Source organism: Streptomyces dysideae, assembly GCF_001514305.1.
Taxonomy (GTDB): Bacteria; Actinomycetota; Actinomycetes; order Streptomycetales; family Streptomycetaceae; genus Streptomyces; species Streptomyces dysideae.
In genome coordinates this window covers 68129-83014 of the sequence record NZ_KQ949077.1, presented here as the reverse complement: position 1 = coordinate 83014, position 14886 = coordinate 68129, and the positions used below count along the sequence as shown (strand labels likewise).

The window sequence follows — 14886 nt, the reverse complement described above, 5'->3', positions numbered from 1 at the left end:
TTCGACGGTGTTGCCCGTTGCCTCTTTCGTTCTTCGTTGTTCCCTGCCCGTTCCTCGGGGCGACCGGGATTGACCATGATCGGAACAAAGTGTTCGAGAGCGACAGGCCCATGGGCGGGGTCCCGTCCTTCGCGAAGTCACAGCGCTCGACTACGTAGCCGCAGCTGGTCTCCGCGGGTGCCGGAACGGCATCGGTCACTTATCCGGGTACAGGTCGGTACGGTCGATCCAGGTGGGGACGACGAAGGTGTTGTCGCCGACGGGGGCTTCGGAGGCTTCCAGCAGGGACCACGTGCGGGCCTCTTCGACCAGGTGCTCCCAGGGCGCAGTCCAGTCGATTTCCCAGTCCAGGCCGGTGCCGGAGATCCCGTACGTGCCGCCGCTGTCAACTCGCCAGAACTGGGAGTAGAGGATCACCTGGGCGTGGTCGGCCAGGTCGTTGATGATCTCGGTGAAGCGGGCCGAGGGCCAGCCCGGAGCGTTGTCCGCAGCGGTGGCTCGTAGGTGAGCAGTAAGCGGTGGGACGACGGGGGTGCGTGCGCCGAGTTCGGTCAGGGCCCAGCGGATGCCTTCCGGCTCGCTCCAGTCCGGTGGCGTCGCCCGTTCCAGGCAGGCGCGATAGGCGCTGCGCACGGGCTCGACCGCGTCGTCGATCTTCAGGCTGGCCAGGGCCATCGCCGCCCATTCCCGGACGGTGGAGTCGTCGCTGTGCAGGAGGGCGATCAGCGCGGGGCCGCAGCGGGGGTCCGCCACCTCTTCGAAGACCTCGATGGCGGTCAGCTGACCGAAGCCGCCGAGGGAGGGCAGTCCGTCGATGATGGCGGGGATGGCGGCAGAGCCGATGCCGATCAGTTCCGCGCGGGCGTCGTACGACGGGCCGGACGAGTCGTCGAGCTGCTGGAGGAGTCTCTCGATGTGAGTGGTCATGGGTGATCGCGCCGCCAGAAGGTGGGCAGCCACCAGCAGAGCACCGAGCGGTCCTCGGGCCACGGGACGCGGTCCTCGGCTGACCAGTCCTCGAAGGAGTCGCGTGTCAGGTCGATGGGGCGCCAGGCGGGGGCGAGCGGCTCGTCCTCGGCCGGCGGGCGGACGTACCGCCGGCCGTGCTGGTCGCAGGCGCCGAAGTCCTGATAGTTGCGCTGGGCCTCGATCAGGGAGATCTGGTTCGCTCCGCCGGGCATGGTCGGCCAGCGGAACTGGACCCCGTCGTCCTCCCAGAAGCAGACGGGGCAGATCTCGTAGGAGCCGGGCATGGCGTCGAGCACGCGGTGCCCGCAGCAGGGACAGGGGTAGCGGTCGCTCACCTGCGCAGTCTCGTTGCAGGTCTGGCCGGTGCGCCATGGATTTCTCCGCCTCGGCACCCCCGGCCAGTCCGCAGCCAGTCCGCAGGGCACCCGTAAACGGCCGTCGGGAGCCAACGCACGCCAACCAGGAAACCCCAGGTCAGGGCCCTGGAGGGGGATCCGTCGCAGGTCAGGATCGGTCCGCAGACGTTCCGCTTCAACGTCTGAGCGGATCAAATAACACCACGTTGCCGGCCTGCCAAACATGCAGGTCTGATGGGGTCGGCTCTTCCGGGAGTCGACCCTTGCTGTTTCCCGTGCTGGGATGGTGCTGGGTTTTCTCGGCGCCTTCATGTCAACGGCACAGCTCCTCGACCAGGTGGCGGAGCCGGTCACCGTCGAGGGGGACGCGGTGGGCGACGAGGTTGCGAGCCTCGCGCAGGATGCGCAGCCGACGGCGTTCGGCGGCGGTGAGGCTGATCGCGCCGTCGCAACGAACCAGCCTTCCCCGCGCGGCGGGCGCATCCAGTCGGGCAGTGTGGTCATGGCTCAGCCGCAGCGACTCGGCGAGGCCCGGGCCACGAGATCGTCAACGAGCGGCCGCCCTTCCTGGCCGCATACGGGCCGGGTCTGTCGCCGGTGCTGATTCTGTGCTGACTTGGATCTCGCAGGAGCCAGCTTTCGCAGGTGAGAGCCTGTTGCAGATGTTCCGCTTCAACGTCGCTGCGCCGGTGTGGACATCAGCAAGAAGGACGTCAAGGCGTTGTGACGCTGTGGACCCCTGGTTTTTGCCCGTGCCGGGATAGGGGGGCGAAGTAAGATTCAATCTACGTAATAATCCATCTACGTTAATTGCCCCTGGGGGTGCGTCATGGAGTTCCAAGGTCGGGCCGGAGATCTTGAACTGCTGGCCGAGCAGTACCGGACAGTGGCAGAGGGTGTTGGAGCCACTCGGGGGCGGGCTGTGATCATGACGGGCCGGCGCCGAGTGGGGAAGTCGCGACTGGCCCAGGAGTTCTGCGACCGCTCGGGAGCACCGTATGTGGTGTTCCAGGCCACCCGGGGACGTAACCCTGTGACTGAGCGCGCCGACTTTGCCGCGACCCTCGCGCAGTCGCCACTGCCGGGGGTTGAGCTGGTCGCCGGCCTCCAGGCGCAGGACTGGAACCAGGCCCTGCGCTCGCTGGCGCTCGCGGTACCCGACGACTCACCCAGCATCGCGGTGATTGACGAGGTGCCCTGGCTGGTCGAGCAGGATCAGGAATTCGAGGGCGCACTCCAGACCGTGTGGGACCGTCACCTGTCTTCCAAGCCCGTGCTTCTGCTGCTGGTCGGCAGCGATACGTCGGTGATGGAGGCGCTGCAGTCGTACGGGCGCCCGTTCTTCGGCCGGGCAGCGAAAATGACCGTCCGTCCCCTGAATCTGGCCGACGTGCAGGCCATGACCGGGCTCGACGCCGCCAGAGCCGTCGACGCCCAGTTGCTCACTGGAGGATTCCCCGAGATCGTGCAGTCATGGCGGCCGGGTATGGGACGTACGGCCTTCTTGCAGGCTTCGGTCGCTAATCCTCTCTCACCCCTGCTGGTGGCCGGCGAGCTGTCCCTGCTGGGCGAATTCCCCGAGGCTTCGCACTCACGGGCCGTACTGGAAGCGGTTGGCAGTGGTGAGCGCACGTTCAGCGCGATCGCAGCCCAGGCCGGCGGCGCCAGCGCGCTGCCGTCCGGCACGCTCTCCCCGCTGCTGGCCATGCTGCAGGCAAAGCGAGTCCTGGCCGCTGATCTCCCCCTGTCCGTCAAGCCGGACAGCAAGAACAAGCGCTACCGGATCGCCGACCCGTATCTGCGGTTCTGGCTGGCTTTCCTGGCACGCGCCATCCCACTCATCGAGCGTGGCCGCGGTGACTTGGCGCTGGAACGCATCGAGCGGTCATGGACCACCTGGCGCGGGCGAGCGGTCGAGCCACTGATCCGTGACTCCTTGCTGCGTCTGATGCCCACTGACGAGTGGCCCGAGACCGAGGCCATCGGCGGTTGGTGGAACCGTCAGAACAACCCCGAGATCGACCTCATTGGTGCAGACCGCGAGCCGGTGGCCCGGCAGGTGCACTTCGTCGGGTCGGTCAAGTGGCTGGAGACCCAGCCCTTCGGCCGTCATGAGTACGACGCCTTGGTACGCGACATGCTCGCTGTCCCCGGTACCACCCCGGACACTCCGCTGGTCGCGGTCTCCCGCTGCGGGGTGGCTGATGATCTGCCACTGACCGCGCACTGGGGACCGGAGGACCTCGTACGGGCGTGGCAGCCCCGATGAGTGCGGAGAAGGTGCGGGGCGAGGTGTCGGCCTGGACCGCCTGTGTGAAATGAGTGATCTTCGCCGTATGGGTAAAAACTAATATAAAGGTGCGGAGTGGCCGCTTGTGGTGCCCTTCGCGCCCGCGCCGGTCAGAAGAGGCACGCAATGGATCTATGGCTGATCTGGTTGATCATCGCAGCCGTGTTCGCCGCGGCGGAGATCTTCACCCTTACCGCCGCGCTCGGAATGCTGGGTGCGGCCGCGTTGGTCACGGCGGGGTCCGCTGCGGTCGGGCTGCCGCTGCCCTTCCAGCTCTTGGTGTTCACCGTCGTCGCCACAGTCACCGTGGTGTTCGTGCGTCCTGTCGCGGTGCGTCACGTGCTCCAGCCCCAAGTGGCGCGATTCGGTACAGACGCACTGGTCGGCAGGGCCGCCCATGTCGTCTCGGAGGTGACGGGCCTGGGCGGCAGGGTCCGTATCGACGGCGAGGAATGGACGGCCCGCGCCTACGACGAGACGCTGGTGATTGCTGCTGGAGCGACCGTCGACGTCATAGAGATCAGCGGCGCCACCGCGATCGTCTACCCCCGGGACTGAAGCCATGGAAACCTCCGCGTTCTTCGTTGCCGGCCTGATCGTCGCGCTCATCGCGGTTTTCACCGTGGTGCGGGCGGTCCGTATCGTGCCCCAAGCACGCGCTCGTAATGTCGAGCGACTCGGCCGCTACCACCGGACCCTGAAGCCCGGCCTCAGCCTCGTCATCCCTTATATCGACCGCGTTCACCCGGTGATCGACCTGCGGGAACAGGTCGTCTCCTTCAAGCCGCAGCCGGTCATCACCGAGGACAATCTGGTCGTCGAGATCGACACCGTCCTGTACTTCCAGGTCACCGACCCGCGAGCGGCTTTCTACGAGATCGCGAATTTCCTTCAGGCGGTCGAGCAGCTCACCGTCACCACGTTGCGCAACGTCGTGGGATCGATGGATCTGGAAAAGACTCTTACCTCACGGGACACCATCAACAGCCAGCTTCGTGGCGTGCTGGACGAGGCCACCGGCAAGTGGGGGCTGAGGGTCAACCGGGTGGAGATCAAGGCCATCGACCCTCCGCAGTCCATCAAGGACGCAATGCAGAAGCAGATGCGAGCCGAGCGGGACAAGCGGGCCGCGATTCTCGGGGCCGAAGGGCAGCGCCAGTCGCAGATTCTCACCGCCGAAGGCGACAAGCAGGCCGCCGTCCTGCGCGCGGAGGGTAATCGCACCGCCGCGATCCTCCAGGCCGAGGGCCAGTCCCGGGCCATCGACGAGGTGTTCCAGGCCGTGCATCGCAACGACCCCGACCCCAAGCTGCTCGCCTACCAGTACCTCCAGATGCTGCCCCAACTCGCGCAAGGCCCGGGCAGCACCTTCTGGGTGATCCCCAGCGAGATGACCGCCGCACTCCAGGGCGTGACCCGCGCCTTCAGCGAAGTGCTGCCCCAGTCGCCGGCCACCCGTGAGAAACCGTCGGACGACATGGCTGCCCAGGCCGCCGACGACGCGGCTCAGGCCGCCGAAGCGGCTGCCGCGGCCCTCGCCGACGCAGCCAGGGCCGATCGCGGGGTGTGATCGCCTGGAGGCCGAGTCCCGACGCCAGGGCGACCCGCCCCACCGGTCGGCCCGGGAAAGGTCAGGATCCCTCGGGCCAGCCGAGCAGTTGTGCACCGAGGACGGCGACCTGCAGCGTGAAGCTCTGCTGCGGGTCGTGCACCGAGTACCCGGTCAGTTCCTCGACCCGGTCGAGTCGGTAGGTCACGGTCCGTACCCCGACGTGCAGTTCGCGCGCCGCTACGGTCGCCACCCGGTCCGCAGCGTAGTACGCCGCCAGCGTGTGCAGCAGCGTGCCGGGGCCGGTGCGTGCCTTCCTTATCGGCTCCAGGACGACCTCGACGAGGTCGGCGAGCGCGCTCCTGTCCCGGATCAGCACCTGGTAGACGAGGAGGTCGGACGCCCGGTGCACCTGACCGGGCAGTTGCAGGCGTTGGCCGATGTGGAGTGCTTGCCGGGCCTGCTCGAAGGAGCGGACGGCACCGCCCGGCCCGCGCTGCGGGCGTCCGATGCCGAGCCGCCAGGCGCCGTCGGGCCGGAGGCTCTCCATGACGCGCGTGACGAACTCCTCCACGGTGCCGTGCAGGTCGGGCACGATGCACACCAGCAGACCGTCCCTGGTCGTCACGAGGACGTCTCTGCTCGCGGGGCCGAGGCTGACGATGGACTCCACCTGGCGGGTCATCGGGCCGCCGTCGACGAACGGCTGCGGGCCCGCCGCCACGATCACCACATAGCTGCCGGCGAGCCGCAGGCCGTACCGCTCGGCACGTCCCACCAGTGTCTCCACATTGCGCCCGTCGAGGAGGTCGTCGACGAACTCACGCCGGAACGACTCCTCCTGACGCAGTGACCAGCGCTGGGCCTCTTCGTACCCTTCCGCCACCGCCGTGATCGTCGCGTCGGCGGCGCGGAAGACGGCCTCGCCGATCCGGCGCAGCGCATCCGCGCCCGTGGCCTCCCGCACACCGGGCAACGAGGGCCAGGCCAGCCACGTCGCGCTCAGGTAGAGGTCGACGACACCACGCATGGGCACGTTCCGCTCGGCCGCCCGGGCGCCGATGTCGCGTCGGCGGCGGAGTTCGTCCGGGCAGAGCCGTCCTCCCGCGCTGACCTTCGCGAGCACGGTCAGGTATCCCTCCAGGAGATCCGCCGGCACGCCGCGGGCCTCGTCGCTCGCCCGTCCGACGAGGTCCGCCACGCTGGGCGACCCCGCCCCGGCGGGGTCCGGAGGTGTTCCCCCTGTCATGGCGAGCTCGATCCTCTTCTCATGCGGTGGCACACCAGACAGCTTGCTATGTCGCGCGCCCAACCACTACCGGCTGTCCGTCGGGAGATCGGCGCTTTCGGCGTGGCGAAGCCCTTCTTGCCGGTCGTCGGCAAAGAATGTGGGCCAGTGATTGACCACCTCGGACGTTGGCCACGTTCACGAAGTACCAGATAATCGTGGTAAGCGAGTTGCCCGTGCCGATGTTTCGATGACGGGAGACACTCATGCATGCCGCCGATGTCATCGAGACCTTGCCGACCGCGCTCCCGGACGACGACATCCTGTCCGCCGTGCAGATGGTCTCCCGGCATGGTCTGCCCGGCCTCGTCGTCGCCGATGAACGGGGTGAGGTGATCGGCTGTATGTCGTCGGTCGACCTGCTCCGGGCGGCGCTTCCCCACTATTTCCTGGACGATCCCGGCCTCACCCACGTCATCGACGAGGGGCATGCCGACCGGATAGCGGCGGCGATGGCCGGCACCCGCGTCCGCGACGTCCTCACCTGGGGTCCGTCCCGGATACCGAAGGTCGAAGCGCAGGCGACGGCCGTCGAGATCGCCGAGTTGATGGTACGGCGCCAGTGCCCGTTCGCCCTGGTCGAGCGGGAAGGGGGCGGGATCCTCGGGATCGTCACCGCCAACCGTCTGCTCGGGCTGCTCGCCACCGCTGCTCAGGGCGCGCCCTGATGACCAGGGATGTGCACCTCGCATGGTCGTCTTCGCGGAAGGGCGCCGGCGGTCCTCTCGGCCGGTGCACACCGACGGTTCTCGATCTCCCGCCCCCCGCGGGGTACGTCCCAGCCGTCGGCGCCCGGCGTGTGAGGGCCGGGCCCACCCGGCAGACCGCCGCTCTGGGCAACCGGCCGACCGGTCGGCGTGACCGTGAGGGAGCCGTGTGAGCCTGCTGGACCGCGACTCCACCCGCGCCGCGAGCGCACAGCAGCACCCCCGGCGCAAGAGCATCATGCGATTCCTTCGGACTGTTCCGTTCCCCGTCGTGTTCTGGCTGCTGCTCTCCGGGCACTTCGAGCCGCTACTGCTGGCGCTCGGTGCGCTCTCGGTCGCCGTGGTCTGCTGGCTGATGCGGCGGGCCGGCCTCGACCACCAGAGTGTGACGGTCGCTTTCGCCCTGCGCCTGCCGCGGTACTTCCTGTGGTTGAGCGGGCAGGTTCTCGTCGCGACGTACGCGGTGGTGCGGAAGGTGTGGTCGCCGCGGCCGGATCTGAGACCCGTGGTGGAGTCGACTCCGGCGGCGCACCTGCCGGAGCTGTCGCAGGTGGTCTACGCGAACTCGATCACGCTGACCCCGGGCACGCTGTCGCTGGACATCGAGGCGGACCACATCGAGGTGCACAGCCTGGAGCGGGCCGGTGTCGACGAGCTCCGAGAGGGGCGCATGCTGAGCCGGGTGCGGCGGACGGAGGCGCGACGATGATCTTCGCCGTCATGGCGGCGCTGCTGGTCACCATGGTGCTCACGCTGCTGCGCGCGTTCATGGGCCCCGGCCTCTACAACCGCATCCTCGCGATCAACACGTTCGGCACCAAGACCGTGCTGTTCGTCGCGGTGGCCGGTTTTCTCTTCGGCCGTCCCGAGTTCCTCGACATCGGGATCCTCTACGCGCTGGTCAACTTCGTCGCCACCGTCGCGGTGCTGCGCCTGACCCACTACCGGGAACTGCTGAGCGAGGCGGAGGGGGGCGAACGAGGGTGAGTGTCCTTGAGGTGCTCAGCGGTGTGCTGCTGGCCGCCGGTGCCCTGGCCGTGCTCTCCGGCGGGGTGGGCATGCTGCGCTTCCCGGACTTCTACACCCGTATCCACGCCGCCGGTGTCACCGACTCCGCCGGTGCCGGGCTGATCCTGCTGGGCCTGCTGCTGCGGGTGGACGCCTGGAGCACCGCGGTCCGCCTGCTGATCATTCTGCTCTTCCTGGCGCTGACCGGTCCGACCGCGACGCACATCCTGGCGCACGCCGCGCGACGGGACGGCGTGCCCATGTGGCGGGAGGGTGACCCGCGCCAGTGAGCACGACCTTCACCCTGATCAACGTATCGCTGCTCGCCATCCTCATGGCGACCGCTGTGACCATCACGCGGCTGCGCGCGCTCTACGAGGCCACGATGCTGGCGGCGTTGTTCAGCCTGGTCACCGCGAGCGTCTTCGTCCTCCTCGACGCCGTGGACGTGGCGTTCACCGAAGCCGCGGTCGGCGTCGGCATCAGCACGGTGCTGATCCTCGGTGTGCTCGCGCTGACCCGCTCCTGGGAGTCCGTCACACCCCGCCGGCGGCGCCTGCCCGGCGCGGTCGCCGTGCTGCTGGTCGGCGGCACGCTCGGCTACGCCAGTCTCGACCTGCCCGAGTTCGGCGCCGCAGACAGTCCCGTGCAGCGCCACCCCGTCACCGACGTGTACCTGCACCAGTCTCAGGAGGACATCGGGATCCCCAACACCGTCACCTCGGTGCTGGCCAGCTACCGAGGGCTCGACACGCTGGGTGAACTGGTCGTCGTCTTCACCGCGGGGCTCGCCGTACTGTCGCTGCTCGGTCCGCTGGCCCGGCCGGAGCGGACCCGGCCGACCGCCGACTTCCATCTCGCCGACTACCGCGTCATCCGCGTCGTCAGCGGCGCGCTCATGCCGCTCATCCTGCTGTTCGCGCTCTACGTGCTCTTCCACGGCGACTACGGCCCCGGGGGCGGCTTCCAGGCCGGCGTGATCTTCGCGTCCGGCTTCGTGCTCTACGGTCTGGTGTTCGGACTGGACCGGGCCCAGCAGGTGGTGCCTCGTGCCGCGCTGTGGTCGCTGGTCTCCCTCGGGCTGCTGGTCTATATCGGGCTCGGCGTGACCACCATGCTGCTCGGCGGCTCCTTCCTGGACTACGACGTCCTCGCGAGCCACCCCGAGACCGGGCAGCATCTCGGGATCCTCGTGGTCGAGACGGCCATCGGCATCACCGTCGCGTCGGTGATGACGACGATCTTCTTCGGCTTCGCGGGCCGGGGGGTGGCACGGTGATCGCCTCCCACTACGTCTACTGGACGTTCTTCGCCCTGATGCTGATCGGGCTCTACGTCGTCATCAGTCACGGCAACCTGCTGAAGAAACTGATCGGCCTCGCCCTCTTCCAGGGCGGCGTCTTCCTCTTCTACATCGGCCTCGGCAAGCGGGACGGGGGCAGCGCGCCGATCATCTCGGACGACGTCGAGACCTACTCCCACCCGCTGCCGCAGGTGCTGATCCTCACCGCCATCGTGGTCGGCGTCGCCACCCTCGCCGTGGGGCTGGCCCTGGCCGCCCGCATCTTCGAGGCGTACGGCACGGTCGAGGAGGACGAGGTGCTCGAACGCGACAGCACCGAAGGTGTTACCGCGCACGACCGTGAGCGCACCGCCGAGCAGGACGGCGGCGGCTCATGACGGGTCAGCTGCCGGCACTGCAGGTGGCGGTCCCTCTGCTCTGCGCGCCGCTCTGTGTGCTGCTGCGCTCACGGCTCGTGGCATGGCTGCTGTTCCTCGTCGCCGCCCTGGCCTCCCTGACCTGCGCCGTCTGGCTGGCCGAGCGCGTGGACCGGACCGGGGCGCTGCAGTACGCGATGGGCGACTGGCAGGCGCCGTACGGCATCGAGTTCGTGGTCAACGGCTTCAACACCCCCGTGCTGCTGCTGGTGTCGCTGAGCGCCGTGGTCGTCGCGGTCTACAGCCGTCGCAGTGTCGCGGCCGAGCTCGACGCCAGGCGTACCCCGCTGCTCTACGCATGCCTGTGTCTCACCCTGGCCGGGCTGCTGGGCCTGGCCATCACCGGGGACGTGTTCAACGCCTTCGTGTTCCTTGAGATCAGCTCGCTCTCGACCTACACCATGATCGCGATGGGGCGCCGCAGGCAGGCGCTGCTGGCCAGTTTCCGCTACCTGGTGATCGGCACCATCGGGGCGACGTTCCTGCTGATCGGCATCGGCCTGGCCTACGCGGTCACCGGCACGCTGAACATGGCCGACCTGGCGCAGCGGCTGACCGGCGGTCACGACAACCGCGCGCTGCAGGCCGCCGTGGTCTTCGTCTTCGTCGGTCTCGCGGTCAAGATGGCCGTCTTCCCGCTGCATGCCTGGTTGCCCGCGGCCTATGGGGAAGCGCCGTCCGCCGTGAGCACGTTCGTCGCCGCGACGGGCACCAAGGTCGCGATCTACGTGTTCTGCCGGTTCGCGTTCACCGTCTTCGGCGCGTCGCTGGTGTTCGGGTCGATGCCCATCGACCGGATCGGCCTGATCCTGGCCTGTCTGGGAATCCTGGCGGGCTCCGCCGCCGCGTGCTTCCAGGACGACCTCCGGTACGTGCTGGCCTGGTCCAGCGTCGCGCAGGTCGGCTACATCGTGGCCGGAGTCAGCCTGGCCACCACGGTCGGCGTCTCCGCCGCGTATCTGTACATGATCATGCATTCGGTGACCAAGGCCGCGCTGTTCGCGATCGCCGGGCTGCTGTTGCTGCGGCTCGGCTCGGTCCGGCTGACGGACCTGGCCGGGCTCGGGCGCCGGATGCCCTGGACGTTCGCCGCGTTCGTGGTGGCCGGCCTCGGCCTGGTCGGGGTGCCGCCGACCGCGGGCTTCGTCAGCAAGTGGGCGCTGGTGACGGCGCTGGTCGAGCGGGACCAGTGGCCCGTGCTCGTGGCCATGCTGGCCGGGTCGCTGCTCGCCCTGGTCTACGTCGGTCGTGTCGTCGAGGTCGCCTGGTTCCGTGAGCCGCCCGACGGGCCCGAACCGCTGCGCCCACCGGCGTCGATGGTCGCGGCCATCTGGTTCCTCGTCCTGCTGTCGGTCTATTTCGGGATCGACGCCTCCCTGCCGGCCCACCTCGCCGACGCCGCGGCCGAAGCACTGCTCGGCAAGGGGGGTGGCTGAGCTGACCGCCGCCTGGACCTCCCCCGACCGGGCCGCCGCCCTTCCGGCCGCGGTGGCCCTTCCCCTGCTGGCCTGTGGTGCCGTACTGCTCCTGCGGCACCGGCCGATCGCCCGTGAGGCGGCTTCGGTCGCCGTCGGCCTCGCGCTGACGGGCGTGGTGCTCGCCCTGTGGCCCGTGGCCGACGACGGCCTGCGCTTCGAGCTGTGGACGTGGCTGCCCGGCCTGTCGCTGGAGTTCGCGCTCGAACCGCTGGGCCTGCTGTTCGCCTCGGTCGCCGCGGTGCTCTGGCCGGTGACCACCGTCTACGCCGCCGGTTACCTGCGCGCCGCGCGAGAGCCCGCCCTGGACAGGTTCTTCGCCTTCTTCGCGCTGGCGATCGCGTCCGCGATGTGGATCGCGCTGTCGGCCAACCTGGTCACCCTGTTCATCGGGTACGAGCTGATGACCCTGGCGACCTGGCCCCTGGTGGCCCACCACGGCGACAAGCAGGCCCGGCGCGGGGCACGCACGTATGTGGTGATGCTCCTGGTCACCTCCATCGGACTGCTGCTGCCCGCGATCATCTGGACCTGGGTCCTGGCCGGCACCACGGACTTCCGGCTCGGCGGGATCCTGGCCGGCCAGGCCGGATCCGGGGTGCTCACCCTGCTCTTCGCGCTCTACCTGTTCGGCATCGGCAAGGCGGCGCTGATGCCGGTACACCGCTGGTTGCCCGCGGCCATGGTGGCCCCCGCCCCGGTGTCGGCGCTGCTGCACGCGGTGGCCGTGGTCAAGGCCGGGGTCTTCACGGTCCTGAAGGTCGCCGTGTACGTGTTCGGCCTGGACACCCTGCGCGAGAGCGGGGCCACGGAGCCGATGAAGTGGGTGGCCTCGTTCACGCTGATCGCCGCCGCGATCGTGGCGATACGGTCGGACAACCTCAAGCGCCGGCTGGCCTACTCCACGGTCAGCCAGCTCGCCTACATCGTGCTGGCCGCGACACTGGCCCACGAGGTCGCCGCCGCGGGTGGCGCCCTGCACATGGTCACCCATGCGGTCGGCAAGATCACCCTGTTCCTGTGCGCGGGCGCCATCGCCGTCACGGCCGGGAAGACCCGCGTCAGCGAACTCGACGGGCTCGGCCGCACCATGCCGTGGACGTTCGCCGCGTTCCTGACGGCCACGGTCTCGATCATCGGCCTGCCTCCCACGGGCGGTACCTGGAGCAAGTGGCTGATGCTCCTCGGCACGGCCGAGGCGGATCAGGTCGTCCCGCTCGCGGTGCTGCTCGTCGGCTCGCTGCTCGCCGTGGCCTATCTGATGCCGATCGCGGTGCGCGCGTTCCTGCGGCCGCCGGCCGACCTGCCGGCGCACGGTGAGGCCCCGCTCGTGATGACCGGGCCACTGACCCTGACCGCGCTCGGCTGCGTCGCGCTGTTCTTCGGCGCGGACGCCGTACTCGAACCGCTGGCCGGGACCCTGGAGCTGCCGTGAGCGACGACCACCGTCCGGTCGATGACGACCGCGAGCTCGACGACCGCCGCTGGCTGGACGAGCCGCGCAACGTGACCCGCATCGTGTACGGCCTGGCCGTGCTGTGTGCGCTGGCCCTGCTGGCCGACTTCTTCTACACCAAGCACCCCTACTTCTCCGTCGAACGGTGGCCCGCGTTCTACGCCGTCTACGGCTTCGTGGGCAGCGTGACCCTCGTGCTCACGGCCAAGGGGCTGCGGCGGCTGCTGCGGCGCGACGAGGACTACTACGAGCCGTCGGAACGGGACCGCGATGACGAGTAGCCCCGCTCTGCTGCTGATGCTCGGCGCCGCCGGTGTGCCCCTGCTGCGCGGGCTGCCGCGCCGCGTCCTGATGCTGCTGCTGCCGGTGGCGGGCCTGGTCGTACTGTGGCTGCTGCCCGAGGGCCCCGGCGCCGGCATCGCCCTCTTCGGCCTGGAGCTGACCCCGGTACGGATCGACGCCCTGTCCCGCTTGTTCGCCACCGGTTTCCTGGTCGCCGCGCTGCTGACCACGATCTACGCCCTGCACCTGCGGGACCCCCTGCAGCAGGCGGTCATCCCGCTCTACGCCGGCACCGCGGTCGGCGGCGCGCTCGCCGGTGACCTCGTGACCCTGTTCGTGTTCTGGGAGCTCGCCGGCCTGTCCTCGGCCTTCCTGATCTGGGCGGGCCGCACCGAACGCAGCTACCGCGCCGGAATGCGCTACCTGGTCGCACAATTGATCTCCGGCCTGCTGATGCTGGCCGGAATCGCGCTACGGATCCAGGCCGGCGAGGGCCTCGCGTTCGGCTACCTCGGCCTGAACGGCCCCGGAGACGCCCTGATCCTGCTCGCGGTGGGCATCAAGTGCGCCTTCCCTCTCCTGCATGCCTGGCTGACCGACACCTACCCGGAGGCGACGGTCGTCGGCGCGGTGGCGCTGTCCCCGTTCACGACCAAGCTCGCGGTCTATGTGCTGGCGCGCGGCTTCCCGGGCACCGACCTGCTGATCTGGGTCGGCGCCGCGATGACGGTCTTCCCGATCTTCTACGCCGTGATCGAGAACGACCTGCGCCGGGTGCTCGCCTACAGCATGATCAACCAGCTGGGGTTCATGGTGGCGGGCGTCGGGGTCGGCGGCGCACTCGGGGTCAACGGTGCGAGCGCGCACGCCGTGGCGGACATGGTGTTCAAGAGCCTGCTGTTCATGGCCATGGGCGCGGTGCTGCTGCGCACGGGCACCACCAAGGGTTCCGAACTCGGCGGCCTCTACAAGTCCATGCCCCAGACGGCGGCTCTGTGCATGGTCGGCGCGGCATCCATCTCCGCGTTCCCGCTGTTCTCCGCGTTCGCGACCAAGTCGATGATCATGGAGGCGGTCGGGCAGGAGCATCTGACCGTGGTCTGGCTGCTGCTCCTCTTCGCCTCGGCCGGCGTCTTCCACCACGCCGGCATCAAGATCCCGTACTTCGCCTTCTTCGCCCACGACCGGGGTCACCGAGTGGCCGAGGCCCCGCTCAACATGCGCGTGGCCATGACGCTGGCCGCGCTGATCTGCGTAGGCATCGGGGTGGCACCGAACCTCTTGTACGAACTCCTCCCGCACCCAGTGGACTACGTGCCCTACACCGCCCCGCACGTCATCAACCAGCTGCAACTGCTCCTGCTCGCCTCGATGGCCTTCACCCTGCTGGTCCGCACCGGCCTCTACCCACCGGAGCTCCGCTCGGTCAACCTCGACGCCGACGTGGTCTACCGCCGGGTGCTGCCGCGCGGTTGGCACGCGCTGTCCCACGCCGTCACCCGGCTGCGCCGCGCTCTGGGCCCGCCTCTGCGCCACCGCGGCAGGAACCTGTGGAGCGCGACCACCCGCCCGTTGCGGCCGGAGGCAGAACTGGCGACGCCGTGGTCGACCCATGTGATGGTCTGGTGGGCCGTCTTCCTGCTGGGGACCGTGCTCTTGCTGGCGCTGCTGTAACCGTGGCCCGGCACGGTGGAACCAGGCCGGGGCACGGCCACGCCGGCCCATGCCGGCCGACGAGGCCACGGCCACCGCGCTCGACCGTCTCAACGGCCGCAGGCCGGGAGGGC

General features: G+C 69.2%; 16 protein-coding genes. 13 read left to right on the top strand and 3 right to left on the bottom strand.

Annotation, left to right across the window (positions count from 1 at the left end):
* Positions 1 to 195: 195 nt before the first annotated feature.
* Complete coding sequence (locus tag AQJ91_RS06690) at positions 196 to 927, bottom strand: HEAT repeat domain-containing protein (RefSeq protein ID WP_067017404.1); 732 nt, start codon at positions 925 to 927, stop codon at positions 196 to 198.
* Positions 924 to 1304 (bottom strand): CPCC family cysteine-rich protein, encoded by a 381-nt coding sequence (locus AQJ91_RS06685; protein ID WP_067017403.1) that lies wholly within the window; start codon positions 1302 to 1304, stop codon positions 924 to 926. Before AQJ91_RS06685 ends, AQJ91_RS06690 begins: the two co-directional genes overlap by 4 nt.
* A gap of 850 nt (positions 1305 to 2154) precedes the next feature.
* Here AQJ91_RS06685 and AQJ91_RS06675 point away from each other — a divergent pair.
* The 3 genes from AQJ91_RS06675 (at position 2155) to AQJ91_RS06665 (ending at position 5185) form a co-directional block, all read left to right on the top strand.
* Entirely contained in the window at positions 2155 to 3594 is a 1440-nt protein-coding gene (locus AQJ91_RS06675) for an ATP-binding protein (protein WP_067017401.1), read from the top strand.
* Between the two features lie 147 nt (positions 3595 to 3741).
* On the top strand, positions 3742 to 4173 hold the full coding sequence (locus AQJ91_RS06670; protein WP_067017400.1) for an NfeD family protein: 432 nt from the start codon (positions 3742 to 3744) through the stop codon (positions 4171 to 4173).
* 4 nt (positions 4174 to 4177) lie between these two features.
* Positions 4178 to 5185: an SPFH domain-containing protein gene (locus tag AQJ91_RS06665; protein WP_067017398.1), complete on the top strand. Its 1008-nt coding sequence runs from the start codon at positions 4178 to 4180 to the stop codon at positions 5183 to 5185.
* A 61-nt stretch (positions 5186 to 5246) separates the two neighbouring features.
* Here the strand turns inward: AQJ91_RS06665 and AQJ91_RS06660 are convergent, their stop codons facing one another.
* Positions 5247 to 6413: a PucR family transcriptional regulator gene (locus AQJ91_RS06660; RefSeq protein WP_079084728.1), complete on the bottom strand. Its 1167-nt coding sequence runs from the start codon at positions 6411 to 6413 to the stop codon at positions 5247 to 5249.
* Between the two features lie 245 nt (positions 6414 to 6658).
* On the opposite strand from AQJ91_RS06660, the gene AQJ91_RS06655 reads away from it, so the two are divergent.
* The 10 genes from AQJ91_RS06655 (at position 6659) to AQJ91_RS06610 (ending at position 14773) form a co-directional block, all read left to right on the top strand.
* Entirely contained in the window at positions 6659 to 7120 is a 462-nt protein-coding gene (locus AQJ91_RS06655) for a CBS domain-containing protein (RefSeq protein ID WP_067017393.1), read from the top strand.
* Between the two features lie 208 nt (positions 7121 to 7328).
* Complete coding sequence (locus tag AQJ91_RS06650; RefSeq protein ID WP_079084727.1) at positions 7329 to 7868, top strand: Na+/H+ antiporter subunit E; 540 nt, start codon at positions 7329 to 7331, stop codon at positions 7866 to 7868.
* Positions 7865 to 8146 carry an MrpF/PhaF family protein gene (locus AQJ91_RS06645; RefSeq protein ID WP_067017392.1) on the top strand — a complete coding sequence of 94 codons (282 nt, stop codon included), beginning with the start codon at positions 7865 to 7867 and terminating at the stop codon, positions 8144 to 8146. Before AQJ91_RS06650 ends, AQJ91_RS06645 begins: the two co-directional genes overlap by 4 nt.
* Positions 8143 to 8457 (top strand): monovalent cation/H(+) antiporter subunit G, encoded by a 315-nt coding sequence (gene mnhG / locus AQJ91_RS06640; RefSeq protein WP_067017391.1) that lies wholly within the window; start codon positions 8143 to 8145, stop codon positions 8455 to 8457. Before AQJ91_RS06645 ends, mnhG begins: the two co-directional genes overlap by 4 nt.
* Positions 8454 to 9446 (top strand): DUF4040 domain-containing protein, encoded by a 993-nt coding sequence (locus AQJ91_RS06635; protein WP_199847867.1) that lies wholly within the window; start codon positions 8454 to 8456, stop codon positions 9444 to 9446. Before mnhG ends, AQJ91_RS06635 begins: the two co-directional genes overlap by 4 nt.
* Positions 9443 to 9847 carry a cation:proton antiporter subunit C gene (locus tag AQJ91_RS06630; protein WP_199847866.1) on the top strand — a complete coding sequence of 135 codons (405 nt, stop codon included), beginning with the start codon at positions 9443 to 9445 and terminating at the stop codon, positions 9845 to 9847. Before AQJ91_RS06635 ends, AQJ91_RS06630 begins: the two co-directional genes overlap by 4 nt.
* Entirely contained in the window at positions 9844 to 11322 is a 1479-nt protein-coding gene (locus AQJ91_RS06625) for a monovalent cation/H+ antiporter subunit D family protein (protein WP_067017390.1), read from the top strand. The genes AQJ91_RS06630 and AQJ91_RS06625 overlap by 4 nt, the downstream gene beginning before the upstream one ends.
* A complete protein-coding gene (locus AQJ91_RS06620; RefSeq protein WP_199847865.1) occupies positions 11315 to 12796 on the top strand; it encodes a proton-conducting transporter transmembrane domain-containing protein in 1482 nt (493 codons plus the stop codon). Before AQJ91_RS06625 ends, AQJ91_RS06620 begins: the two co-directional genes overlap by 8 nt.
* On the top strand, positions 12793 to 13098 hold the full coding sequence (locus AQJ91_RS06615) for a hypothetical protein (RefSeq protein ID WP_067017388.1): 306 nt from the start codon (positions 12793 to 12795) through the stop codon (positions 13096 to 13098). The genes AQJ91_RS06620 and AQJ91_RS06615 overlap by 4 nt, the downstream gene beginning before the upstream one ends.
* On the top strand, positions 13088 to 14773 hold the full coding sequence (locus AQJ91_RS06610) for a Na(+)/H(+) antiporter subunit D (RefSeq protein ID WP_067017386.1): 1686 nt from the start codon (positions 13088 to 13090) through the stop codon (positions 14771 to 14773). The genes AQJ91_RS06615 and AQJ91_RS06610 overlap by 11 nt, the downstream gene beginning before the upstream one ends.
* Positions 14774 to 14886 lie beyond the last annotated feature (113 nt).